At 38.6% G+C, this 25,303-nt stretch carries 19 protein-coding genes, 6 tRNA genes and 1 other RNA gene; 17 read left to right on the plus strand and 9 right to left on the minus strand.

The window, feature by feature from the left end; genetic code table 11:
* Positions 1 to 91 precede the first annotated feature (91 nt).
* Positions 92 to 467, minus strand: a transfer-messenger RNA (tmRNA) gene (gene ssrA / locus FA584_RS02720).
* A 72-nt stretch (positions 468 to 539) separates the two neighbouring features.
* Here ssrA and FA584_RS02725 point away from each other — a divergent pair.
* Positions 540 to 1,043, plus strand: a complete 504-nt coding sequence (locus FA584_RS02725) for a hypothetical protein (protein ID WP_228448094.1) — start codon at positions 540 to 542, stop codon at positions 1,041 to 1,043.
* A gap of 84 nt (positions 1,044 to 1,127) precedes the next feature.
* On the opposite strand, the gene FA584_RS02730 is transcribed toward FA584_RS02725, so the two are convergent.
* Complete coding sequence (locus FA584_RS02730) at positions 1,128 to 2,726, minus strand: cache domain-containing protein (RefSeq protein WP_167750145.1); 1,599 nt, start codon at positions 2,724 to 2,726, stop codon at positions 1,128 to 1,130.
* Between the two features lie 83 nt (positions 2,727 to 2,809).
* Here FA584_RS02730 and FA584_RS02735 point away from each other — a divergent pair, with 83 nt between their 5' ends.
* The 11 genes from FA584_RS02735 to FA584_RS02785 all read left to right on the plus strand — a co-directional run bounded on the left by FA584_RS02735 (position 2,810) and on the right by FA584_RS02785 (position 16,212).
* A complete protein-coding gene (locus FA584_RS02735; protein ID WP_096045881.1) occupies positions 2,810 to 3,484 on the plus strand; it encodes a response regulator transcription factor in 675 nt (224 codons plus the stop codon).
* 135 nt (positions 3,485 to 3,619) lie between these two features.
* A complete protein-coding gene (locus FA584_RS02740; protein ID WP_167750146.1) occupies positions 3,620 to 4,609 on the plus strand; it encodes a DctP family TRAP transporter solute-binding subunit in 990 nt (329 codons plus the stop codon).
* Positions 4,610 to 4,766: 157 nt separating this feature from the next.
* Entirely contained in the window at positions 4,767 to 6,089 is a 1,323-nt protein-coding gene (locus FA584_RS02745; protein ID WP_167750147.1) for an OprD family outer membrane porin, read from the plus strand.
* Positions 6,090 to 6,276: 187 nt separating this feature from the next.
* Entirely contained in the window at positions 6,277 to 7,512 is a 1,236-nt protein-coding gene (locus tag FA584_RS02750) for an OprD family outer membrane porin (protein WP_096045884.1), read from the plus strand.
* Positions 7,513 to 7,673: 161 nt separating this feature from the next.
* Positions 7,674 to 8,792 (plus strand): ABC transporter substrate-binding protein, encoded by a 1,119-nt coding sequence (locus tag FA584_RS02755; RefSeq protein ID WP_167750148.1) that lies wholly within the window; start codon positions 7,674 to 7,676, stop codon positions 8,790 to 8,792.
* 101 nt (positions 8,793 to 8,893) lie between these two features.
* On the plus strand, positions 8,894 to 9,790 hold the full coding sequence (locus FA584_RS02760; protein WP_210394405.1) for a branched-chain amino acid ABC transporter permease: 897 nt from the start codon (positions 8,894 to 8,896) through the stop codon (positions 9,788 to 9,790).
* A gap of 1 nt (position 9,791) precedes the next feature.
* Entirely contained in the window at positions 9,792 to 10,832 is a 1,041-nt protein-coding gene (locus tag FA584_RS02765; protein ID WP_167750149.1) for a branched-chain amino acid ABC transporter permease, read from the plus strand.
* Positions 10,829 to 11,602: an ABC transporter ATP-binding protein gene (locus FA584_RS02770; protein WP_087437811.1), complete on the plus strand. Its 774-nt coding sequence runs from the start codon at positions 10,829 to 10,831 to the stop codon at positions 11,600 to 11,602. The genes FA584_RS02765 and FA584_RS02770 overlap by 4 nt, the downstream gene beginning before the upstream one ends.
* Positions 11,589 to 12,284: an ABC transporter ATP-binding protein gene (locus tag FA584_RS02775; RefSeq protein ID WP_087437812.1), complete on the plus strand. Its 696-nt coding sequence runs from the start codon at positions 11,589 to 11,591 to the stop codon at positions 12,282 to 12,284. Before FA584_RS02770 ends, FA584_RS02775 begins: the two co-directional genes overlap by 14 nt.
* A 271-nt stretch (positions 12,285 to 12,555) precedes the next feature.
* Positions 12,556 to 15,693: a cytochrome c biogenesis protein CcsA gene (ccsA, locus tag FA584_RS02780; protein ID WP_167750150.1), complete on the plus strand. Its 3,138-nt coding sequence runs from the start codon at positions 12,556 to 12,558 to the stop codon at positions 15,691 to 15,693.
* Between the two features lie 72 nt (positions 15,694 to 15,765).
* Complete coding sequence (locus FA584_RS02785; RefSeq protein ID WP_167750151.1) at positions 15,766 to 16,212, plus strand: hypothetical protein; 447 nt, start codon at positions 15,766 to 15,768, stop codon at positions 16,210 to 16,212.
* Between the two features lie 10 nt (positions 16,213 to 16,222).
* Here FA584_RS02785 and FA584_RS02790 read toward each other — a convergent pair.
* The 7 genes from FA584_RS02790 to FA584_RS02820 all read right to left on the minus strand — a co-directional run bounded on the left by FA584_RS02790 (position 16,223) and on the right by FA584_RS02820 (position 17,967).
* Positions 16,223 to 16,297, minus strand: a tRNA-Glu gene (locus FA584_RS02790).
* Positions 16,298 to 16,322: 25 nt separating this feature from the next.
* A tRNA-Lys gene (locus tag FA584_RS02795) sits at positions 16,323 to 16,398 on the minus strand.
* A gap of 53 nt (positions 16,399 to 16,451) precedes the next feature.
* Positions 16,452 to 16,528, minus strand: a tRNA-Asp gene (locus FA584_RS02800).
* 7 nt (positions 16,529 to 16,535) lie between these two features.
* Positions 16,536 to 16,611: transfer RNA gene (locus FA584_RS02805), tRNA-Val, on the minus strand.
* A gap of 28 nt (positions 16,612 to 16,639) precedes the next feature.
* A tRNA-Glu gene (locus FA584_RS02810) sits at positions 16,640 to 16,715 on the minus strand.
* 12 nt (positions 16,716 to 16,727) lie between these two features.
* Positions 16,728 to 16,803: transfer RNA gene (locus tag FA584_RS02815), tRNA-Lys, on the minus strand.
* Positions 16,804 to 16,857: 54 nt separating this feature from the next.
* A complete protein-coding gene (locus tag FA584_RS02820) occupies positions 16,858 to 17,967 on the minus strand; it encodes a CinA family protein (protein WP_167750152.1) in 1,110 nt (369 codons plus the stop codon).
* Between the two features lie 303 nt (positions 17,968 to 18,270).
* On the opposite strand from FA584_RS02820, the gene ileS reads away from it, so the two are divergent.
* The 5 genes from ileS to metX all read left to right on the plus strand — a co-directional run bounded on the left by ileS (position 18,271) and on the right by metX (position 25,302).
* Positions 18,271 to 21,033, plus strand: coding sequence for an isoleucine--tRNA ligase (gene ileS / locus FA584_RS02825; RefSeq protein WP_096045891.1), 2,763 nt, complete (start codon positions 18,271 to 18,273; stop codon positions 21,031 to 21,033).
* Positions 21,026 to 21,169: a hypothetical protein gene (locus FA584_RS02830; RefSeq protein ID WP_167750153.1), complete on the plus strand. Its 144-nt coding sequence runs from the start codon at positions 21,026 to 21,028 to the stop codon at positions 21,167 to 21,169. Before ileS ends, FA584_RS02830 begins: the two co-directional genes overlap by 8 nt.
* A gap of 78 nt (positions 21,170 to 21,247) precedes the next feature.
* Positions 21,248 to 22,606, plus strand: a complete 1,359-nt coding sequence (gatA, locus tag FA584_RS02835; RefSeq protein WP_096045892.1) for an Asp-tRNA(Asn)/Glu-tRNA(Gln) amidotransferase subunit GatA — start codon at positions 21,248 to 21,250, stop codon at positions 22,604 to 22,606.
* A 13-nt stretch (positions 22,607 to 22,619) separates the two neighbouring features.
* Positions 22,620 to 24,068 (plus strand): IMP dehydrogenase, encoded by a 1,449-nt coding sequence (gene guaB, locus FA584_RS02840; protein WP_087437817.1) that lies wholly within the window; start codon positions 22,620 to 22,622, stop codon positions 24,066 to 24,068.
* 124 nt (positions 24,069 to 24,192) lie between these two features.
* The gene (gene metX, locus FA584_RS02845; protein ID WP_096045893.1) at positions 24,193 to 25,302 is read left to right on the plus strand and encodes a homoserine O-acetyltransferase MetX; all 1,110 of its coding nucleotides are present in this window, start codon (positions 24,193 to 24,195) and stop codon (positions 25,300 to 25,302) included.
* Position 25,303: the final 1 nt, after the last annotated feature.

A 25,303-nucleotide genomic window follows, 5' to 3' on the forward strand; every position in this document is an offset into this window, starting at 1 on the left:
AATTGGGTAAAATTGAGTAGATTAGGAAGGTAACAGGGAGGAAATAGAAGTTATGAAAACTCCCATTTTGCCGAGTTAAAATCAATTCGAATGGTGGAGCTGTGGGGGATTGAACCCCAGTCCAAAAATAGCCACCTATGACGTCTACATGCTTAGATATTGTTGATAGTGTTTAATTTTGCTTCGTACAACAATCAGAAAACTACGCAAAACGAGCCTTTAACTTCGCTGCATGTAAAGGCGTTCATGCAGTATATCTATCATAGCTATGATACTTCTCAATCCTCCTTAGATAGCATTAAAGGGAGAAGCAGTCCTTATGTATTAAACTTATGCAGCTAGTGCGTAAGCAGGACGATAGTTACTGTTGTTAGCAGTTATTGTTTGAAGGTTGTGTAACGGAAGACCCTCACTTCCGACATGCAGCCATAAGCTAAAACTACTCCTGTCGAAGCCATGTCAGCCCCATTCGGAAACGGATTTTACCATAATAAACAAAAAACTTTGCTATAATCCGCAAAAATGTATAAGGATTTGTTTTGAAAAGATTGATATTGCCTCTTTGTGTAGTTCTCTTGTTTATGTTTATACAAGGTTGCGCACCAAAATCACCGCCTCCAGCATCAACACTTAAAACCTATAATACTGAAAAAGAGACAACTAACCCAAAACTCACTAAGCTGGTTGGTAAAAATTACATCAAGGGTATTGTTCGCACTTTGAAACAAGAGGCGAATTCGTCATTATGGAATTATGAAATTGATGGTATTGATAAAACCAATGGAAAATTATCTTATGTAAACTTCGATCATAAATCCGTGCTTGCTAATGAAGGAGATCTTGTCTATGCTTCTTTTGATGGTATGCGTTTAACAGAGATGTTTGTAATCAAAGCAGTCAAAAATACTACCTATACACCGCCTTTAAAGAAAAAGAGCTCGGCTAAAAAGAGTAGTAGTGATGATGATGGCGGCGCTGGTAAACGTAATAAATCACATCAAGTGATTGGTGTTCCACAAGAAGAGTCTATTAAATTAAATTAATTTTACTTTTGTTAACCGATCGTTTACTTTGAGTTTCTATACTTCTCTTAGCGAATTTCATATTTTCTTCTGAATTATGGAGACTCAAAGGGGCGATCCGCCAAGCGCCTCTTTGAAACCTTTTTCTAACTCTATCGTAAAAATAGCTCCCCCATTTTCATTCTTCACTTCAAGTTTACCTTTCATACTTTTTTCGATGATAAGTTTTGACATATAAAGCCCAATGCCTGTACCTTCATTTTGTTCTTTACTACTAATATAGGGTTCAAAAATCTTTTCAATAGGCTTTATTTTAATGCCACCACCATTATCTTGGATAATCAAACGTACCACATTTTCATCGCTCTCTAAGCTAATAGTAATCTTCCCCCCTTGTTGTCCTGAAGCAAGGATGGCATCTTTCGCATTGGAAAGTAAATTTAAAACAACTTGTTCATACTCATTTTTGTATCCCACAATATACTCATCATGTGGAATGTTAACTTCGACAGTAATCTCTTGATTTGTAATAGACATACCAATAATCCTCAAGACTTCATCAACAGATACTTGTATGCTAAATGTTTTTTTATCTTTATTGGGCATAAAGAAGTTACGAAAGTCGTCAATGGTATGTGACATATATTCGACGATGTTTTCTGCCTCAATACATTTAATTTCCATGGCGGTTTTATCGAGCTTGTCCATGTTGTATTTGAGTTTGAGTGTCATCAAGAGCGCTGAGAGCTGAGAGAGAGGTTGTCTCCATTGGTGAGCGATGTTGCTGATCATCTCTCCTAGTGCTATAAATTTAGATTTTTGGATCAAAAGCTGTTCTTGTTCTCTGTTTTTTTGAATCTCTTCGCTGACACGGCTTTCCAGAGTACGATTAAGATTTTCAAGCTCAAGTGTTTTTTGCTGAACTTGTTTATGGTAGGTTTGCAAAAAGCGTTCAATGCGTTTTCCCAACATAACGGCGAAAGTATTGGCAATAAGGGCAAAGAGCAAGAAGATAATAATAGCTGAAGTCACTTCAAGTTTCATTTTCTTTTGAAAATCAGCTTTAGCAATGCCTATCTCTTTTTCAATATCATCTGTATAGGCACCCGCTGCGATAATGAGGTTCCATTTTGGGTAGAGTTTAAAATAAGATACTTTTGGACGTATGATATTGCTCTCAGGTTTTTTGTACATGTAATTGACAAAAGAGTAGCCTTTTTCGTGAATATCTTGAAGAAAGATTTTACGAAAAGCTTTCCCGTTTTCATCCGTATAGGCATCGGAGATATATTCACCTTCTATATCGGGACGATTAGGATTAATGAGCATTTTGGCAAATTTATTACCACCTTCTATCTGTTCAACTTGATAGACAAAAATATAGTTATGTTCTTCCCCACCATAACGAATATGGCGTATCCAGTCATAGACCTCTAATTTGAGCGCTTCTTCTTCTTTAGCGGAGGTCAATGGTTTTCTTTGTGTTTTGAACTCTATAAATTCGATGATTGCATCAACTTCGCGTTTTAAAACATTGCGTTTATTCTCAACAAACGTTTTTTTGCTGTCTTCAATTTGTGCGGAAAGAATTTCATACTGTTTGGTGATAAAAAAATAGCCATTAAACAGCATTAAAGAGCTAATAATAAAGATGTTACTAAAGATGATGATCGTAGAGATATTGCTCTCTTTGATAATTTTCATAAAAAACTCCCATAGCGACTGCTATAATAATGAAAAAGAAAAAGTATCATAGTGATTCTTTGGAGAAATGTAAAGGGTGTTTGATGGATGAAAAGATGCTGAAAAAGCTTGCTCACTATAGAGTTTTGTATGCGGAAGATGAAGTTGGAGTCAGAAAAAATGTCAATGAACTGCTCAGTCTTCTTTTTAAAGAGGTCTATTTGGCAAATGACGGAGAAGAAGCCTATAAACTTTTTTTACAGCACAAACCTGATCTCATTATCACCGATATTAAAATGCCACATTTAAGTGGTATCGAATTGACAAAAAAGATCCGAGAGAGCGATAGCAAAGCGCATGTTATTATTATTACGGCGTACACAGAAGTTGATTTTATGTTGGAGGCCATTGAACTCTCACTCCTTCGTTATATTGTTAAACCCATTACAGAGACGAAACTTTTTGATGCACTGGAAAAGTTTTTACAGTCTAAAGACAAAGCGCACCTCCAAGAGATAGCCCTTGATTGGTACTATGACTCAATGCAAAAAATGATTACACATAAAAATGAGATTTACGAATTAACCAAAAAAGAGGCTAAGCTCATTGAGTTATTGTTAGAAAAAGATTCGATTATTACCTATGAAGAGATCGAGCAATATTTGTGGGAGAGTGAATATATGAGTCTTAATGCCCTTCGTTTGATGATTAAAAACTTAAGAAAAAAATTGCCAGAGGGGACATTGAAAAATATTCAAGGGATAGGATACAAACTCTAAAAATAAACCTTTAAAATAGCGTTACAAAAAGAAGCTTTTAAGAGCATAGTGATAGAGCTTTGACGATTTACATGTAAAGAAAATTATTTTTCATCTATAATCAAATTTACACCTAAATCTATATAAGGAATCAACATGTTCATCTTTATTAGAGTGATAGTTCTCATAACGTTGTGTATCTCCTCTTCTATTTCAGCGGAATATACAATCAAACTTACGCATGTTGTAAGCCCCAATACACCCAAAGGGAAAGGTGCTATTTTCTTAGCCAAAAGAGTAAGCGAGCTCACACACGGTAGGGTAGAGGTTATTGTCTATCCCAATTCACAGCTTTATGGTGATGGTGAAGAGATCAAAGCTTTGAAACTAGGTAACGTCCACATTGCTATGCCAAGTCTCTCAAAATTTACCAGCATGGTACCTGAAATGCAACTTTTTGATTTGCCATTTTTGTTCAGAGATGCAAACCATGTTCATGCCGTATTGGATGGAGAAGTAGGACAAATCATCAAAGATAAAGTAACAGCAAAAGGTTTTGTTGCCATTGATTATTGGGATGCAGGTTTCAAACATTTTTCCTCCAGTAAAAAAGCGATTATAATGCCTCATGATGCGCAAGGTCAAAAATTAAGAATTATGAAATCTCATGTCCTCGAATCTCAATGCAATGTCATGGGTGCTATTCCTGTCATTCTGCCCTTTGCTTTAGTCTATTCTGCTCTCCGTCAAGGAAGTGTCGATGGAGCTGAAAATCCACTTTCTAACTTTTACACAAAGAATTTTTACGAAGTACAAATGAACTTGACGCTGTCATCGCATGGTTACCTTGGGTATCTTGTCATTATGAGTGAGAGTTTTTGGAGAAAATTTCCAGCCGATCTCAAGCCGATGATACTGCAAGCCGTGAAAGAGGCAACTGCATATGAGCGCAAACTTGTGGCGCAAGATGATGAAGAGACCTTGGCAAAGCTAGAAATGTATGCCAAAACGTCTAATCATTTTAAAATTTATACATTGAGTTTAGAACAAAAAGAAGTATGGCAAAAAACAATGGAAGCACTTTATCCACAGTTTTACAGTGTCATTGGTGAAGATCTTATTAAAAAAGTACAAATAACAAGATAAGTAAAATATATTTTACATAGCATTTAAAAGTTATTTTTTTTAATAACAATTTGATAACAAAAAGCGAATGAGTAGGGTGTTTATTGAAAGATTTATTGTAATTTATTATTTTTTGTGATAGACTTGTCTCGCCTTTAAAAAAATTCAAGGAGATAATATGAAATTAGCTAAACTTAGCTTGGCGGCTATCGTAGTTGCTGGATTAGCATCTAGCTCATTTGCAGAGAGCACAACTCTTGCAGATGCATTTAAAAACGGAAAAGTAAACGGCGAATTAAGAGCTTGGTACTTTAATAGAGACAATGGTACAGCAACTGAAAATATTTTCAATACAGGTGTTGATCTTACGTATGTAACAGATTCATTGTATGGTTTAAGTCTTGGTTTGACAATGCAGTCAAACTATTCTCCATTTGCAAATAATGCTGAGAAAACAATGTACACTTCTGATATGTATGGTTCAGGTGCAGTTCTTTCTGAAGCGTATATCCAATACCAAATTGGTAAAACAACCGCTAAAGTTGGTCGCCAATATATTGCTACACCTCTTGTCAATGGTTCTGGCTCACGTATGATCAAAGAAGCATTCGAAGGTGCAGTTATTGTTAACACAGATATCCCTTCAACAACATTATTTGGTGGTTATGCTGATAAATTCCAAGGCAGAACAACAAATATTGATAAAACTTTAACAGATAAGACTGCAAGTGATATCGGTGAATTCAAAAAAACAGCAGTATTCTATGGCGCAGGTACTACTGCAGGATCAAATGTTTTTGGATTTGATGGAGCCTACACAATGGGCGCAATCAACAACTCTATTTCAAACCTAACATTAACAGCTCAATATTTATATGTTAATGATGTTAGTAAACTTGATGGCACTGTACTTGGTGATGCAAATGGTTTCTATGGTGAGGGTAACTATGTATTGCCTTTAAGCAATATGAAAGTAATCTTGGATGCTGGTTACCGTGGTTCAAGAACAACGAGTGTTCTTGATACTGCACATCTTGAAGGTGATATGTTTCAAGCGCGTGTTGGCTTTAAAGAGCTAGCAGGATTTGGTGCATCTTTTGCATATAGTACCGTATCAAGTGACCAAAGTGTTCTCTTGGGTGCAGGTAATGGCCCAACAACTTATACTGCTCCACTGATCAAGGCTGCTGAAGTTACTTCAGGTGCAAATACAGATGCATACAAAGTTGAAGCAACTTATGATTTCAGCAAAGTAGGTGTTGTAGGTCTTAAGGTATTAGGACAATATGTATATGTTGATCAAGACGCTGTAACAGGTACTGTATTCAATGGCGTAGCTGCTAAAACAAAAAATAAATTTTGGGAAGGACAAGTTTCATATGACATCCCAAATCTTAAAGGTTTAACACTATCTCTTGAGTATGAAAATGCTACAAAAGAAGTCGCAAATGCTGATGTAGATTCAAATGAAATGAGATTTAGAGCTAACTACAAATTCTAATTTGTACCTCTCTTAAATCTATAAAACAGTGGCGATTTTCGCCACTGTCCCTTTTAAAATCTTCTTTTACCTCTTAAATTTCTAAAAAGCTTATTTTTTCATCACACGTTTTATTTTATTTTACTATTTTTTTGTGTATACTTCGCCTTGTAACCAAATGGTAATCAAACATTTTCAAGGAGAAAATATGAAATTAGCTAAACTTAGCTTGGCGGCTATCGTTGTTGCTGGACTCGCATCTAGCTCATTCGCAGCAGATACACTTGCTGACGCATTTAAAAATGGAACAGTAAATGGTGAGCTTAAAGCTTATTATTTTACAAATGATAATGGTAAATCAAGTGAAGATATTTTTAGTACAGGTGTTCTACTTGGCTATAAAACAGCTTCATTATACGGTTTGTCATTAGGATTAACATTCCAAGGTAGTGCTTCACCATTTGCTGATGATGGTGGGAAAGATAGATTTAATAGTAGTATGTACGGACCAGGTGCTGTTCTTTCAGAAGCATATGTAGCATACAACATTGGTAAAACAACTGCAATGGTTGGTCGTATGTTCTTAGATACTCCACTTGTTGCAAGTTCTGGTTCAAGAATTGTTAAAGAAGCATTTGAAGGTGCTGCAGTTATTAATACTGATCTTCCAAATACAACTTTAATCGCTGGTTATGTTCAAAAATTTCAATCTAGAACAAATCGCGACGGCAAAATTGGTGAATTTACTAAAAGCTTCGCAACAAACTCTTGGAATAATGTAGATGTTGAAGATGGCGCTTATACATTAGCAGCTATCAATAAATCAGTTACTGGTTTAACATTAACTGCTGCATATGCAGATGTAAATAATATTATTCAAGTAGCATACGCTGAAGCATTGTACGAAGGAAAAGCTGGTGAGATTGGTTATACCCTTGGTGGTCAATACTACTACAATAAGCTAGATAGTAGCTTGGTTGCACCTGATGATACAATCGGCCTCTATGCTGTCAAAGCTGGATTAAGCTTTAAAGGTATCAATGGTACCGTTGCTTACTCAAAAGTAGGTAATGATGATGTTGCTACTGGTGTTGTTATTTCTGGTTTAGGTAATGGTGCGGATCTTCTTTATACTGACGCAGTTATTGCGATGAACGGCTATAACAGAGATACAGCATCATATCTTGTTGATTTAAACTATGATTTAACAGCAGCTGCAAATATCGGTGCACGCTACGTTGTTGCAGACGGGTATTTGGATGCAGGTCTTGTTGGTGCTACAAAAACAACTACAGCAGACAAATATAAAGCTTCTTCTACAGCAGTTTACGGTACTTACAAATTTGAATCCCTCAAAGGCTTTAGCCTTGGCGCTCAATATGAACACCAAGATAAAGATGTAGATGGCGACGATCTTTGGGTTAAAGCTAACTACAAATTCTAATTTCTGCCTTTTACTTCCACCCCTTTCTCGGGGTGGAACGCTTTTCTTTCTTTTTAATATTTCTTATCTGCATATTTTTTATACAACTCTTCCCAAACTTTACATTCAATCTTAAGTAACTTTTTTGTACTATATTTCCATTACTACACTAAGGAGTATTCATGAGAAAACTAGCTCTACTCGCTACATCTGTTGCGCTTTTAGCATCATCATCTTTTGCTAAAGACGTCAGTGTTGGTGTCGCCATGTCTATGAGTGGACCACTCGCGGCATATGGTCAAACTGCCTATGAAGGTATTGAGTTTGCAAATTCCTTGCAACCAAAACTTAAAAATGGGGATACCATTAAATTGGTGCTTATTGATACCAAAGGTGATAAAGTTGAGTCAGCCAATGCTGCAACGAGACTGATCAGTTCTGACAAAGTTGTGGGAATTCTTGGTGAGTTAACCAGTACAAACACGGCACAAGTCATGGCAATCGCTGAGAAAAAACAGATTCCAGTTATCTCTCCTGTTGCAACAAACGACAAACTCACTGAGCAAAAAGAGTTTGCAAATCGTGTTTGTTTTACTGACTCATTCCAAGGTGCGGTTGTTGCAAACTATGCAACAAAAGATCTTAAACTCAAAACTGCGGTTGTTGTCGTTGATCAAGCGCAAGTTTATTCACTAGGTCTTGCAAAAGCATTTACGGATGCATTTACAAAAGCAGGTGGCAAAGTGATTAAAGAGATTAAAGTTAGCTCAGGTGACAAAGACTTTAAAGCCGTTGTCTCTCAAATCAAAGCAGCAAATCCTGATATGTTGTTCTTACCAATGTATCATCCAGAAGTTTCTATGATTGCTCGTCAAGCAAAACAAATTGGTTTGGTTAAACCAATGTTCTCAGGCGACGGTGTTGCCAATCAAACCTTTATTGACTTAGGCGGTGATGCGGTTGAGGGTTACATGTTTACAGACTTCTTTGACTATGCTGCGCCTCCAACACAACGCTCAAAAGATTTTATTGCAGCCTATGCTCAAAAAACAGGAAAACAAGAGGTTAACTCTTTTGTTGCTCTTGGTGCAGATGCCTATAATGTTATGATTGATGCGATGAATCGTTGTGCAAATCCAGAAGACAGCGTATGTGTCAACAAAGAGATCAAAGCTACAGCTAACTTTGAAGGTGTATCGGGTGTTATCAACATGGATAAAACGGGTAACTCTACACGTTCAGCTGTTATCAAAGTTGTTCAAAATGGTAAAGCGGTTTATAAAGCAACCGTCAATCCATAATTGTTCATCTCTCTTTACATGTAAAAGTGTAAAGAGAGATTTTAGAGCAATCTCCACTTATAAAAGTGGGAATTGCTCTAAAATATTTTAGGAGAATCTATTTGGATTTAACAATGTTTATGCAACAGATGGTCAATGGCTTCAGCCTTGGCAGTATGTACGCGCTCATTGCCATTGGTTATACGATGGTATATGGAGTCTTAAGACTTATCAATTTTGCGCATGGCGATATTATGATGGTGGGTGGATTTTTAGGTTATTTTGGCATTGCCATTCTTGGTCTTCCTTTTGGTGCAGCAGTCCTTTTAGCTATTGTGGGTTCTGCCATTTTAGGTATGGCGAGTGATTTTATTGCATACCGACCTTTGCGTAGTGCTCCAAAAATCTCACTTTTAATTACAGCGATTGGTGTTAGTTTTTTTCTTGAAAATGCTTTTAACGTCTTTTTCGGAGGCGTTCCTAGAGCCTTTCCGGTGCCTGCTTACCTTGAAGAAATTGTTGACATTATGGGTTTAACGATGCCCGTTTCCGCAATTATAGTACCTATTATTACTGCTTTCTTATTGGCTGCTATTCTATGGGTACTTTTTAAAACTAAATACGGTATGGCTATTCGTGCGCTAGCTTTTGATGTTGGAACGGTCAATCTTATGGGAATTGATGCAAACCGCATTATTACGCTGGTGTTTGGTATGGGTTCAGCCCTTGCCGCAGTTGGGGGTATCTTTTGGGCAGTTAATTACCCTTCTGTTGAACCAATGATGGGTGTCCTTGTGGGTCTAAAAGCCTTTGCCGCAGCTGTTGTTGGTGGCATTGGAAGTGTCGGTGGTGCTGTTCTTGGTGGATTGATTATTGGCTTTACAGAAGTCGTTGTTATTGCTTTTTTCCCAGAATTGGGCGGTTATAAAGATGCTTTTGCTTTTATCTTTTTAATTCTCATTCTTTTGTTTAAACCCACAGGAATTTTGGGTATTGATTTTGAAAAAAGTAGGTTTTAATATGAACAGCCTTATCCTAAAAAAAGAGCTATTGATCAAGCTCACTATCGTTGCATTAACACTATGGTTTATTTGGTTTTCCAACACACATTTTGATGAATATACCGTAAGAATTTTAAATAATATTGCTATTTTTGTTATTTTAGCGGTGAGCTACAATCTTATTAACGGTGTAACCGGTCAGTTTTCTCTTGAGCCTAATGGCTTTGTTGCCATCGAAGCCTATGTAACGGCACTTTTACTGGTAAGCCCTGAGTCGAAACAGTATCAATATGCCATTGTTGATCCTTATCCATTTATATTAACACTGCATGCTAACTTTGTTGTAGCACTTTTGTTGGGTGGTATATTTTCAGCCATACTGGCAGCATGTCTCTCTTTCCCTGTGTTTAGAGTACGCGGAGATTACCTTGCAATCGTAACACTTGGCTTTGGATTTATCATTAAAATTTTAGCGATTAATGTACCTGAAGCGACGAATGGTTCTCTTGGGCTTAATGACATTCCAGAATTTTCTAATCTTTACTGGACCGGTGGCATTGCAATGATTGCTGTTATTGTTGTGCTCAATATCATCAATTCTAAATTTGGTCGTGCAATGAAAGCGGTTCGTGATGATGAAGATGCTGCCATTGCAATGGGTGTGAATACCTTTAAAGCCAAAACATTGGCGTTTTGTACAAGTGCCTTCTTTGAAGGAGTCGGTGGTGGACTTCTAGCCGCACTCTTAACAAGTATTTCCCCTGATCTTTTTGACTTTTTCTTTACTTTCCAGTTACTTATTATTATTGTTTTGGGTGGTCTTGGTAGTACGACAGGAGCAATTATTGGTACTGTTTTAGTGATGGGTGGAAGTGAATGGATGCGTTTCTTGGATGAGCCAATACATCTCTTTGGTTACAATGCCCCTGCAATGCCGGGTATGCGTATGGTTGTTTTTTCTCTTGGCCTTATTTTGATCATGCTCTTTGCCCGAGAAGGCATTATGGGCAAACGAGAACTAACAGACTTTTTTAAACCGCGTAAAAAGGGTGACAAATGATCTTGAAAATTGACAATGTCACTAAAAATTTTGGTGGTGTCACAGCCATAAAAGAGACCAGTTTTAGCGTTGCGCCTAAAGAAATTTTTGGACTAATTGGACCCAATGGTGCAGGTAAAACCACGATGTTTAATATCATTACGGGTAATTATACACCGACATCAGGAGAGGTTATTTTCAGAAATGAAGCCATTAGTGGTTTAAAACCTCACCATATTGTACGAAAAGGTATTGCAAGAACGTTCCAAAATATTAGACTTTTTTCAAGCATGAGTGTTTTGGATAATATATTAATCGGCTTTGATTTCCAAGCACGTTATGGATTTTTAGAATCGATTTTGCGTTTCCCTCGTTTTATTGGGGAAGAAAAGCGTATTAAAACACGTTCAATGGAAATTTTAGACTACTTTGGCATGAGCTCTTATGCCCATGATAAAGCGGTTGATTTGAGCTATGGCCAACAACGTAAAGTTGAAATAGCACGCGCTCTTGCAACCAATCCTGATCTTTTACTGCTTGATGAACCAGCTGCTGGTATGAATCCATCAGAGACAGAAGAGTTGGGTGAGATTATTAAAAAGGCTCGAGTTGATTTTGATTTGACGGTTCTTTTGATTGAACATGATATGAAATTTGTCAATCAATTGTGCGATAAAGTTTTAGTTTTAGATTATGGTAAAACTATTTTTGAGGGCAAACCCGCAGATGCGATACAAGACCCTGAAGTGATATCTGCGTATTTAGGAGATTTTCTTAATGATCAGTGTTAAAAATTTACATGTCTATTATGGACTCATTGAAGCTGTTAAGGGAATTGATTTTGAAGTCAAAGAGGGACAAATTGTCTCTTTGATTGGCTCAAATGGTGCAGGAAAAAGTTCAACTTTGAAAGCGTTGTTGAACAGTGTTAAAAAAACGGGGGATATCAATTTCTTAGGTTACGATACCCATAACCATAAAACACACACGCTGGTACAACATGGTTTATCTCTCGTTCCAGAGGGAAGAAAGATTTTTATTAATTTGACAGTAGAAGAGAACCTTCGTATGGGGGCATTTAATAACGATGAAAATTTTGATCATCTTAGAGATGCTATGTATGAGCTTTTCCCGCGTATCAAAGATAAACGCTATCAACTAGCAGGGACAATGAGCGGTGGTGAGCAACAAATGTTAGCGATTTCACGTGCCTTAATGGGTGAACCGAAGCTCTTAATGCTTGATGAACCAAGCCTTGGACTTGCGCCTAAAATTGTTGGTGAAGTTTTTGAGATCATTACACGATTACGTAATGAGGGAATCACCATTCTTTTAGTTGAGCAAAATGCTTTTGCTGCTCTCAAAATTTCAGATTATGCCTATGTTTTAGAGAATGGTAAAATTGTTATGAATGGCGTTGCATCTGCAATGATTGGTGATGATACTATTCGTAAAAAATATCTCGGTGGATAAAAAATTCACATCTTCTGTTTACATGTAAATCTCTCTTAGCGGAGGTTTACATTTCTATTAAACTCTTCTATAAAAATTCACCCCATTAGAGCAAACAAGTACAAATGATTTTAGTGCAATATTTTACTTATAGAATGAAAAAAAGGGTATCAAAGTGTATTTTTTTTGTTTTTTCTAAATTAAATAACGCTGTGCAAGGGACATGTATGATTTATAAATTATTTACTCTAAAAAGGTAACATAACTTAATTTTTCCAGACAAGGGAGTTTTATGGATTTTGTATTGAAGCAGATTTTTTCGATGAAATCGGCTATCATCCTGATGGTGCTTTTTGGACTTTTTTGTGGTGTAGCAACGTTTATTGAAAATGATTTTGGTGTCGAGACGAGTTGGGCACTGATCTATACTGCATGGTGGTTTGAACTGATTCAAGTTGCTTTAGCACTTATTTTAATCTCTAATATTATTCGATATAAACTCTACAAACTCGATAAATTACCTGCATTTTTATTTCATATTAGTTTTATTTTTATTCTTATTGGTTCTGGGATCACGCGCTATTATGGCTTTGAGGGAACTTTACATGTAAGAAATGGTATGCAAGAGGATAAAGTTTTATCAAGTAGTACTTTTATTCAAGTTAGTGCTTTAAAAGACACTAAAACTTATAGCTATAGTCATCCTCAGCTTATTTCTCGTGCAGGTGGCAATGGCTTTTCATTCTCATTTGATGTAGGTGGCGACAAAGCAGAAGTGAAATTTAAACAATATCTACCCAATGCTACTGCAAAAGTTGTTGATGATCCACAAGGTGTTCCAATGATTTCAATGATGCTCAGTGGGTATGGCGAAAGTCTCAATGTTGTTTTAAAAGAGGGCGATACTTACGAGTCAAGTGAATATATTTTTAGTTTTAATGCCCAAGTTCCTCAAACCAAGAAGACCATTATCCAATTTACATTGGAAGATGGGAAATTTTATTTTTACTCCAAAGAAAAAATTGCATGGTTTAAAATGGCTGAAAACAAGCGTGGGGAATACGCAGCCGATAATAAGCAAGATTTTGTAACAGGGCAGCTTTATACCATTGGAAATGTGAATTTTGCACCACGTTATATTGGTCTTAAAGGGCAAGAAAAAGTTGTTGAAGATAAAAATCCTATGATAAAAGCAAGTGGAGTATCTGCAATTATCGTTGATGCAAAATATAAAGGCGAAACAAAAGAAATTGCTATGTTTGGACAAGGAAAAGGGAGTGAAGGTGAGCCAACTAAGATCATGATCTCAGGTGTTCCTTTCATCTTTGAGTGGGGTGCACAAATTTTCACACTGCCTTTTGCTATCCAACTTAATGAATTTCAATTGGATCGTTATGCTGGATCAATGTCTCCAATGTCTTATGCAAGTGAGGTTGAAGTGGTTGACAGTGAAAAAGGGGTTCATGTACCCTTTCGTATCTATATGAATCATGTATTGGATTATCGAGGCTTCCGCTTTTTCCAAAGTTCGTACGATAAAGATGAAAAAGGAACAATTTTGTCCGTAAATAATGATCCTGGAAAGTTACCAACTTATTTTGGGTACCTTCTTTTAGGGATTGGACTTTTCTTTAACTTGCTCAATCCAAAAAGTCGTTTCCGTAAACTTGCAGGCATGGTACAAAAAGATATGACTAAGGTAAAATCTATCTTGGTGGCACTTGTCTCCATCATTGCTTTGAGCCAAGGATCTGTACTACACGCCTATACTACGGAAGAGTATATAGGATTTTTAAAACAGTACGATGCAAAACATGCTGATAAGTTTGGACGCGTCTTAGTCCAAAGTGTCGATGGAAGAATTAAGCCGATCGATACAATTTCGACGGAACTGCTCAATAAAATTTATGGTGGCTCCTCCTATGAAGGGCTAAGTGCAAATCAAGTTGCCCTGAGCATGATGAGTTCTCCGAGTGAATGGCAAGGTCTACCTATTATCAAAGTATTTCATCCTGAACTAAAAAAAATTATTGGTATTCCTGAAAATCAAAAATATGCCTCTTTTAATGATTTTTTCGAAAAAGAGGGTGATCATGCTTATAAATTGACCAAGTATTCTGAAGAAGCTAATCGCAAGAAGCCAGCGCTTCGTAATCAATTTGATAAAGATATACTCAAAGTGGATGAGCGTGTTAACATTTGTTATATGGTTTATACGGGCGAAGTGTTTAAGATGATTCCTAAGCAAAATGACATCAGCAAAAAATGGTTTGCTCCACAAGAGGCTGTCATGAACTTTTCCAAACAAGAAGGTGATGAAGTTAGAGCGCTTCTTGGTGGATACTTTGACTCTATCAGTGAAGGATTGGAAAAAGGAAATTGGGAAAATGCTAACAAAGCTATCGACAAACTTCAATCGTATCAAGAGCAGTATGGCTCTGAGATTATCCCGAGCGATAGTCGTATAAAAGCAGAAATTTTCTTTAACCATGCGAAAATATTTGCACGATTAACCCCTGTGTATCTTCTCAGTGGCTTAGTTTTACTCTGCTTTATTTTTGCGAAAATGGTTAAGTCATCTTTAAATATCAAATTGGCAACAAAAATTGTTTTGACCATTAATTTTGTTGCTTTTTTAGCTCATACGGGTGGCCTTGGACTCAGATGGTATATCTCAACGCATGCCCCTTGGAGTGATGGTTATGAATCAATGATCTACATTGCTTGGGCCATAGCACTTGCGGGTATTTTCTTTTCTCGTCAATCTGTTGTCTCTCTTTCTCTGACATCAATCCTTGCAGGTGTAACGCTTTTTGTAGCACATCTTAGCTGGATGGATCCACAAATTACCAATCTAGTACCTGTTCTAAAATCTTACTGGCTCAATATCCATGTTTCGGTGATTACAGCAAGTTATGGATTCTTAGGACTATGTGCGCTTCTAGGCTTTTTTACATTGATCTTATTTATTATAAGAAGCACAAAGCAAACCAAACGTAATGTCGAAATTGAACGCAATATTATTGAAGCAACACGTATTAATGAAATGGCAATGATTCTAGGACTGAGCCTTTTAACCATTGGTAACTTCTTAGGAGGGGTTTGGGCCAATGAATCGTGGGGTAGATATTGGGGATGGGATCCAAAAGAGACGTGGGCTTTAGTTTCGATTCTTTTTTATGCAGCTGTGGTACATTTAAGATTTATTCCAAAATTTAACACGCCTTTTGCATTTGCAGTTGCTTCAACGATTGCTTTTGCTTCAATTATTATGACTTATTTTGGCGTTAATTTTTATCTTTCTGGTATGCACTCTTATGCCGCTGGTGACCCAATTCCAGTGCCATCTTTTGTCTATTATACCGTTGCCATCGTTGTACTTGTTATTGCTTTGGCTTATCCTAAACGGAGTATCTCTAAAACCTTATAAATACAAAGAGGGATATTAATCCCTCTTTTAAGTTTGTGCTATAATAGGCAAAAATTTAAGAGGCTCTCCTCCATGCAAGAGAATTATCTCATAATAGCGATTGTTGCTGTTATTGCCATTGTTTTAATCACTCTTTTTATTATTGTTGCAAATTTACAAAAAACGGTTGTTGTAGAAGTGACGCATCATACACAAGAACAAGAAGATAAAGCTCGAAAAGTAGCGATTGAAGAGTTAGTCGATATTGCTGCCAAACGTACTTCTTCTCGCAATGATCTTACCAATGCAATCCTCAAGGTAGCCAAAGAGTGCCCTTTCCCTACTAAAGAAAAAGGTGTAGCACCAAAACTCTCTAAAGTCTATCTCAATTTTATCTTGCTTATTGCAAGCCATCGTAATGCTGATGCAAAATTGATAGCATTTATGGATGAGGAGCTTAAAAAAGCCAATCCAGAATATAAACGTGAAATTGATTTGTATGAAAATGAGGGAATTAATCAAAGAGGAAATAGAATTTAGCTGAGGAAAATGGCGACCCCAGGGGGACTTGAACCCCCGTTCCCGCCTTGAGAGGGCGGTGTCCTAACCACTAGACGATGGGGTCGCACAAGTGTGTTTGTTTAGGACAATGGTGACCCGTGATGGATTCGAACCATCGACCACCTCCTTAAAAGGGAGATGCTCTACCGACTGAGCTAACGAGTCATGCTCAGACAGTTTCATAATACGATAAGAAAATGCTGAGGGAAAATAAAAAGTGGCGCGGCGGACGGGGCTCGAACCCGCGACCCCCGGCGTGACAGGCCGATATTCTAACCAACTGAACTACCGCCGCGCATAAATGGTGGTCGCTATAAGACTCGAACTTATGACATCCACCTTGTAAGGGTGGCGCTCTACCAACTGAGCTAAGCGACCATTATGAACACTAAAGAAGAAATATCAATGGCGACCCCAAGGGGATTTGAACCCCTGTAACCGCCGTGAAAGGGCGGGATCCTGGACCACTAGACGATGGGGTCGCACAGATAAAATGGTGACCCGTGATGGATTCGAACCATCGACCACCTCCTTAAAAGGGAGATGCTCTACCGACTGAGCTAACGAGTCATTCACGTTCTTCTCGTAATGAGGCTGAAATTATAGAGAAAAAAAGTTCATTTGTCAAGACATTTTTTCACTTTTGAGAAAAATATTTTCGCCTACATGTAAAAGCAACTTTAAGGCATGGTAAGCACTTTGGGTTTGAATATACTCACGATCACCTTCCAAAAGAAGTCTTTCGATAAGAATCTTACCCTCTTTATTGCGAGCACCTACATAGACCGTACCAACAGGTTTTTCAATACTTCCACCCGTTGGCCCTGCAATACCACTGGTAGCGATGGCAAAATCAGAAAGGCTAGCATTGAGAACACCTTCAAGCATTTCACGCACACAGAGCTCACTGACTGCTCCAAAACGTTCGATAGTGTCGTTACTGACTCCTAGCCATGACTCTTTGATTTCATTGGAGTAGGTTACAAGACCCCCTTTGAAAACAGTTGATACACCTGAACGTTTGGTAAGCATAGAAGCAATAAGCCCTCCTGTACAACTCTCTGCAATACTGAGTGTCTTACCATGCGCTTGGAGTGATTCTGCGATATGTTCAATGACATCAGGGTGATTGATTACTTTTTGAGGAAGAAGCGATTTTGCTGCTTTAAAAAAGCTTTCTAAATTGCCATATTTATTGGAGATTGCTTCGATGGTCATCCAGCCATCAATAATTTTTGCGGGAGTAATGCGAATCTCAAAATTTTGGGCTAAGGGTTCAAGTAAGATTTTAAGAGAATCTTCATCAATATTGATAATGGAAAATAGGGCTGAACTATTTTTATTCTCGATTAAAACAGTAGGAAGCTTTTTATTTTCACTGGCTTTGATAACATTTATGAGTTTACTATCGCGTTCCAAAAGATAGCTGTTTTCTTCAAAATGGACTGTCTTAGAAGGAATGAGCATACCTCCTTTAAGTTCTAGGGACTCTTCCCCAAGCGTTGCAATGACTTTATTGACAAGATTAAAACTATCATTAGCTGTGACAATGACGATTTCATCAGCATGTGTGATAGACTCTTCTAAGACAAAGAAGAGGTCTTTATCATTTTTATCAATATAGACAGTTTGATCAGGAAGATCAAGATGTTTGATAATCGTTGCATGAATATAGTTTAAAAATGGCAGATTGTATCGCAGCGCTTTTCCAACTACGATCAAAGAGCTTTTCATAGGAATCCCTTTTTTTGTTTTTTTAATAGAGTTCCGCAAGAACTCTTAGCACGTTTTGAAGCAAAGCTTTAAACATTACATTAACACTAGATTTTCTTTGGCACAAGCCATGCACCCTTTGATGCTTTGAACTACTACTAGGGCATTAAAGCTTGCCAACTGTATTGGCGGACTCAAACTTAGAGTCATAACGTATCTCGTATTATACCGTAAGTGCTTCTTAAATCGTTTTTAGATAAACTTGCCTCATTTTAAGAGACGCTTACATGTAAAGAGTTGTAGCTTCCAAGGAGAAATAAATAGATGGACTATAAAGAGACCTTGCTTCTTCCTCAAACCGATTTCCCAATGCGTGGCAATCTTCCTCAAAATGAGCCTGCACGTTATGCCAAGTGGTTTTCCAAAGAGGAGAGCGCTTATGCAAAAATGATCAAAAATAGAGAAAATGCCCCAACGACATTTATTCTTCACGATGGTCCTCCGTATGCCAATGGACACATTCACATTGGACATGCCCTTAATAAAATTCTCAAAGATGTGATCGTCAAAACCCACTATTTTTTTGGTGAAAAAGTACGTTATGTTCCCGGTTGGGATTGTCACGGTTTGCCCATTGAGCAACAAGTGGAGAAAAATCTTGGGAAAGAGAAAAAAGATGCCCTTCCCAAAAGCAAAATTCGTGAGTTGTGTCGTGAACATGCACGTAAATTTATTGATATTCAACGTGAAGAGTTTAAATCCCTAGGTGTTATTGGCGATTGGGATAATCCCTATATGACGATGAAATTTAAATTTGAAGCCGACATCTACCGCGCATTGTGTGGCGTTGCCGATAAAGGACTTTTGGTTGAACGCAGTAAACCGGTTTACTGGTCATGGGCGGCACGTAGTGCGTTAGCCGAAGCCGAAGTCGAGTATGAGGACAAAGAAGATTATTCTATTTTCGTTGCTTTTGCACTGAGTCCTGAAGCTAAGGCAAAACTAGCAATCAGCACGGATGCTTCAGTTATTATCTGGACAACAACGCCGTGGACACTGCCTGCGAATGTGGGAATTGCGTTTAGTCCTGATGAAAACTATGTGCTTACGAGTGACGGTTATATCGTCGCTGAGCCTTTACATGTAAAACTGTTAGAGCAAGGTGTGGTGAAAGGTGAAATCGTTAAAACCTTTAAAGCGAGTGTGCTTGAAAATAGTTTTGCTCTTAATCCACTGAATGGACGTAAATCACAGTTTGTTTTAGGGGAGCATGTAACGATGGATGGCGGAAGTGGCTGTGTTCATACCGCACCGGGGCACGGCGATGATGACTACAAAGTAGGGCTTCGTTACGGTCTTGAAGTGATTATGCCTGTGGATGAGAGAGGTTGTTACGATGAAACTGTCGTTCGTTTAGGATTGCTTCCTGATGCGCAGAGTTTTGTCGGTGAGCATATTTTTAAATGCAACGAGCGTATTTTGGAGCTTTTGGGCGACAAACTTCTGAAATGTTCAAAATTTACCCACTCCTACCCATTTTGTTGGAGAACACATCAACCGGTCATTTACCGTGCAACCAAACAGTGGTTTGTGGCGATGGATGAAGCGGTTGACGGACGTGAGAGCCTTCGTAAAATGGCCATGGACGAGCTTCAAAAGGTTCGTTTCTACCCCAAATCTGGCATTAACCGTTTGGGCTCAATGATCGAAAATAGACCGGATTGGTGCATTTCCCGACAAAGAGATTGGGGTGTGCCAATTGCATTTTTTAGAGATAAAACGACGGGTAAACCGATTTTTGATGCGAACGTTGTCACGCATATCGCTAATATTTTTGAAGAAAAAGGTGCGGATGCGTGGTGGGATTTAGAGATTGAAGACCTTTTGGTCGCCAATAGCGGTTATAAGCCTGAGAATCTTGAAAAAGTGATGGACATCTTGGATGTTTGGTTTGACAGTGGTAGCACGTGGAAAGCGGTACTTCAATCTCCAGATTACGATGCGGGGGATTATCCTGCGTCAATGTATTTGGAAGGCAGTGATCAACATCGTGGTTGGTTCCAAAGTTCACTCTTGGTCAGTACTGCCAACAACGGCATTGCGCCGTACGGTAAAATCTTAACCCATGGTTTTACGGTTGATGAAAAAGGCGAGAAGATGAGCAAATCGAAAGGCAACGTTGTTGCGCCTACCGATATTGCAAAAAGCCATGGTGTCGAAATTCTTCGTCTTTGGGTTGGAACCAGTGAATACACGACGGATCTTAAAATCAGTGACAATATCTTAAAACAAATCAGCGAACAGTACCGAAAAATTCGTAATACGTTCCGATTTTTATTGGCAAATATTAATGATTTAGAGACTCTTTTGCCCTACTCGCAAATGAGCGTTTTGGATCAATGGATTTTAGTCCACGCCAAAGCGGTTTTTGATGAGGCGCAGGGGTACTTTAGAGAGTATGAATTCTCCAAAGGATTTGCGCTTTTGAACCATTTTATCGCTGTGGAACTCAGCGGAATTTATCTCGATATTTCCAAAGATAGGCTTTATTGTAACGCTAAAAACGACACGATTCGTCTCTCTGCGCAAAGTGCGATGGCGATGATTGCCGAGAAATTGATGGTCTTGATGGCTCCAACGTTGACCTATACGATTGATGAGATGATGGAGTATGCACCTGCTATCTTAAAACAAAAAGGCGAAAGTGTTTTTGACCTTGTGTACGAGTCACTGCCAAATATGACAACATCGTTTGAAGAAGCTTATATGGTCGAAGCGCGTGAAAAATTCTTTGAGATCGTTGATGCGCTCAAAAAAGAGAAAATCATCAAATCAACCCTAGAGTTGGTGCTTCAAACCAGTTCTCCTAAAATTGCAGCCTTGGAAAAAGTGGATGCGGAAGATTGGTTTACCGTGAGTAAGGTGATTGAACATATGGAAACAGGTGAAATGGGCGTATTTGAAGTCGCAGGCGATCACTTTAAAATCTTTAAAGCTGCCAAATGCAAATGTCCGCGTTGTTGGAAATATCGCGCTAAAAGCGAAGAAGAGCTGTGCCACCGCTGTAATGAGGCTTTAAATGTTTAATTTCAGTGCTCCTGTGCCGTTAAGTTTTGTTTTTATAACCATTGGCGCGATTTTCGCAGTCATTGGTGTGTGTATTTATCTGATCAATGTCAAAACAAAAAAATTGAAATCTGCTGATAAAGGCAGTAAACTTTAACAAACCACAAAGTGAAATGAGTTCTGTTTTGCGTGTCTTTGTGCAAAGTATTTTATAAATAACGATAAAGGAGAGGCGTTGATAACCTTAAAAGAGGCATTAAAACTTCCCAAAGAAGAGATCGAAGCGTTTCGAACTGATTTAAAGCAAAAAATAGAAGCAACAAAAAGTTTGGGTGCTTATATCGAACAGCTTACAGGTAAAGCGATTAGTGAGTATGGTTCAGGCATTCCGATTGCCATTAAAGATAATATTCAAGTCAATGGTTGGGAAGTTACCAGTGGCTCTAACATCCTTCAAGGTTATGTTGCCCCTTACAATGCAACGGTTATTGACAATATGTTACGTCATGGGCTCTCTCCATATGGGCGTACCAATATGGATGAATTTGCGATGGGAAGCTCCACTGAATCCTCGTTTTATGGAAAAACCTTAAACCCGCACAATCCAAAATGTGTCCCAGGTGGTAGTAGTGGTGGTAGTGCCGCTGCAGTTGCCGCGGGCATTGCCATTGCAGCCCTTGGAAGCGATACGGGTGGAAGTATTCGTCAACCCGCCGCTTTTTGTGGCTGTGTTGGATTAAAACCAACCTATGGCAAAGTCAGCCGTTACGGTTTGGGTGCGTATTCAAGCTCACTTGACCAGATTGGACCGATTACGCAAAATGTTGAAGATGCGGCGATTTTATATGACATTATTGCAGGGCATGAGCCTAAAGACTCTACCAGTGCCAACATAGCGCACCAAAGCGTTGCAGACAAACTGAACGCTGATCGTAAAATGACGATTGCTGTGATTGAGAATTACCTCAATGAAGCGAGTCCTGAAGTGCGAGAGCGCATGATGGATGGCATTCGCGCACTCGAAAAAGCGGGACATAAAATTATTTATCGCAATTTTATTAACTCTAAATACGACATCGCAACCTATTATGTGATTGCAACAGCCGAAGCGAGTGCTAACCTCAGTCGTTATGACGGTGTTCGTTATGGTAATCGTGGTAGCAATGAAAACCTCAAAGAAATGTTTATTCAAAGCCGAAGCCTTGGTTTTGGAGAAGAGGTTAAACGAAGAATCCTTTTGGGAACCTTCGTTCTAAGCAGTGGGTATTATGATGCATATTACATCAAAGCACAAAAGGCACGTCATTTTATAAAAGCGCAGTATGAAGCAATTTTTAAAGAGGCTGATCTGATTTTTATGCCTGTAACTCCAACGAGTGCGTTTGAGTTTGGTTCAAAAGCAGATCCATTGGAGATGTACTTGAGTGATATTTACACTATTTCACTCAATCTTACAGGGCTTCCTGGTATTTCGATTCCTCTTGGAATGGATAGCAAAGGGCTTCCTGTTGGCGGACAACTTATTGGTCAAGCGTATGGTGAGCAAGCACTTTTAGATGGAGCGCTGAGCTTAGAGAGAGAATTAGGGTTATAGGAGAAGGACACACATGAAAATTAGAAAAAGAGCATTAACATTTGAAGACGTATTATTGGTACCAAAGTATTCAGAGATTTTGCCTAAAGAGGTTGATATTAAAACAAAATTAACGAAGAATATCACACTGAATATCCCTCTGGTATCGGCTGCAATGGATACCGTAACAGAGCACCGTGCGGCGATTATGATGGCGCGTCTTGGGGGACTTGGCATTATTCATAAAAATATGGATATTGAATCTCAGGTGCGTGAAATCAGACGTGTTAAAAAAAGTGAAAGCGGTATCATCATTGATCCTGTTTCCATTAAAGCCAAAGCGACGCTTAAAGAAGCACTTGCCATTATGTCAGAGTACCGCATTTCAGGTGTTCCTGTAATTGATGATAACGATATATTGATTGGTATTTTAACCAATCGCGATCTTCGTTTTGAAAATGACTATAGTAAAAATGTTGAAGAGCTCATGACAAAAATGCCTTTGATCACCGTTAAAAAAGGCACAACGTTGGATGATGCCGAAGCAATTTTTAGAACCAATAAAGTTGAAAAACTTCCTATCGTGGATGAAAACAATAAACTAGCGGGTCTGATTACAATTAAAGATCTTAAAAAGCGCCAAGAGTATCCTCATGCCAACAAAGACGAGTTTGGTAGACTTCGTGTGGGAGCTGCTATTGGTGTGGGTCAACTGGATCGTGCTCGTGCGCTCGTGGAAGCGGGTGCTGACGTTTTAGTTTTAGATTCAGCACACGGTCACTCCAAAGGAATTATTGATACTGTTAAACTGATCAAAAAAGAGCTTAAAGTTGATATTATTGCAGGGAATATTGCAACTTCCGAAGCGGCACTTGCTCTTGTTGAAGCGGGAGCTGATGGCATTAAAGTAGGTATTGGACCTGGAAGTATTTGTACCACACGTATTGTTTCAGGTGTAGGTGTCCCTCAAATGACGGCAATCGAAGAGTGTTCCGATGTGGGGCGTAAATATGGTGTTCCCATTATTGCTGATGGTGGTATTAAGTATTCAGGTGACTTTGCAAAAGCGTTAGCTGCTGGAGCTCAAAGTGTTATGGTTGGAAGTTTACTTGCTGGAACCGATGAGAGCCCAGGTGAGCTTATTACGTACCAAGGACGCCAATATAAAACCTATCGTGGTATGGGAAGTATTGGGGCGATGACGAAGGGAAGTAGTGATCGTTATTTCCAAGAGGGAACGGCTGCTGATAAACTTGTCCCCGAAGGTATTGAAGGACGTGTTCCTCATGCTGGTTCTATTCGCGATGTCATTTTCCAACTGGTGGGAGGCCTTAGGTCTTCTATGGGCTATGTGGGTGCACGTGATATTATTGATTATCAAGAAAAAGCTGAATTTGTTGAAATTACCAGTGCGGGTCTTAAAGAGAGCCACGTGCATGATGTTATCATCACACACGAAGCACCAAATTACAGAGTAAACTAAGCATTATATTTTTTACATGTAAAAAATATTCTGTCTCGAAAGAGACAAGCTTCAGTGCCACAGCGGCGAGCGTAGGTTTTTGGGCTTTGCCTAAAAACCGTGGTAAAAAGTAATAAGGAAATGTGTGAAAATTCAAACAGCTATTGCCCATTTTGATGAACCGCTCTATTTAGAGAGTGGTCGTATCTTAGAAATCTATGATCTTAAGTATGAGACGTATGGTGACATGAACGAGACCAAAAGCAATGTCATTGTTGTCTTTCATGCCCTCACTGGAAGTTATCATGCGGCAGGTCGCTATGAAGGTGAAACAAAGGCTGGTTGGTGGGATCCTCTCATAGGCGATGGAAAAATCATTGATACAACCAAGTTTTGTGTCATTTGCGTCAATATCCTAGGAAGTTGTTTTGGCTCAACGGGACCTATGAGCATCAATGCTAAAACCAAAGAACCACTACGCCTTAAATTTCCCGTTTTAACGATCAGTGATATGGTTAGAGCACAAATGAATCTTTTTACCAGATTGGGGATCAAAGAGGCGTATGCGATTATTGGGGGCTCTCTTGGGGGCATGCAAGGGCTGTGTATGTCCATTGAGTATCCTGATTTTGCTAAACGGGTTATACTGCTTGCAACCACATACGCGACAGGTCCTTGGGCGATTGCATGGAATAAGATCGCGATAGAGGGTATCGTGAATGACCCACGTTTTAAAAATGGCAATTACGACGCCTCTGATTTTGAAGAAGAAGGGCTGCTCAGTTTTGCGATTGGTCGAATGGCGGGGCATATTAGCTTTTTAAGTCCTTATTCGATGAATAAAAAATTTGGACGCAATTACGTTGAGACTGACGGTCTGTACGAGCTTTTTGGACGTTTTCAGGTGGAGCGTTACATGGAGTATAATGGTTACAGTTTTGCCAAGCGATTTGATCCATTAAGCTATCTCTACATCATTAAAGCGATGAATATATTTGATGCAACACGTAATTATGACTCGTTAGAAGACTCGCTTAAGTTTATCAAAGCAAAACTCACCCTTATTTCATTTCAAGGCGATTGTCTGTTTATGCCTGAAGAGATGGCTTTGATTAAGACAACGATGGAAAATATGGGCAGAGCTGATCGTGTGGATTATGTCTGCATTGACAGTCAGTATGGGCACGACGCCTTTTTAGTTGAGTATGACAAGTTTGATTTTTACATTAAAAAAGCACTGGAAGCGAAGGTATAAG

It is taken from the genome of Sulfurospirillum diekertiae (assembly GCF_011769985.2).
Lineage (GTDB): Bacteria > Campylobacterota > Campylobacteria > Campylobacterales > Sulfurospirillaceae > Sulfurospirillum > Sulfurospirillum diekertiae.